This is a genomic window from Streptomyces sp. NRRL S-118, assembly GCF_000716335.1.
In the GTDB taxonomy this organism is placed as follows: Bacteria; Actinomycetota; Actinomycetes; order Streptomycetales; family Streptomycetaceae; genus Streptomyces.
The window spans coordinates 1-551 of sequence record NZ_KL591069.1 but is presented as its reverse complement, the minus strand read 5'-3'; the positions used below and the strand labels follow the sequence as shown (position 1 = coordinate 551).

The following is a 551-nucleotide window of genomic DNA, read 5'->3' as shown; positions in this document are numbered from 1 at the left end:
CCTTGAACGCCCGCTCGGCCTCGACGGAGGCGGCCGACGCGTGTCCGAGCACCGCGGCCACCTGGGCCTGGACCAGTTCGAGGACGATCCGCTCCCGGTCGGCCTCCGGCACCCCGGCCAGCCGCTGCACCAGCGCACCCGAGCCGGTGTCGGTCACCCGGGCCGGAATCCGCACCAGTCCGCGCAGCAGCGGCGGGAGCATCCCCGCGCGGGCCTGGGCCCGCAGCGCGGTCGTCTCCAGCAGGACCGGAGCGACCACGGCCGCGTCCACGTCCAGGGACTGGTCGAACAGCGCCGTACCCGTCTCCGCGGTGAGGGCGCTCATGCCCATCCGCTCCAGACGCGCCAGCTCTGCCTCGTCCAACTGCGCCGCCATGCCGGTGGCTTCCGACCAGACACCCCAGGCCAGGGAGGTCGCCGGCCGGCCGGTCGCCCGGCGGAGCCCTGCCAGCGCGTCCAGAGCGGCGTTCGCCGCCGCGTAGTTCGCCTGACCCGGGCTGCCCATCAGGGCCGCCACCGAGGAGAACACCACGAACGCGGACAGGTCGGCG

1 protein-coding gene is annotated in these 551 nt (G+C 75.3%); it reads right to left on the bottom strand.

Features of this window, described 5'->3' with window-relative positions; translation table 11 throughout:
• Positions 1-551 (bottom strand): beta-ketoacyl reductase (locus tag IH00_RS38635; RefSeq protein ID WP_039947914.1); only part of this gene is annotated, 551 nt, incomplete at both ends.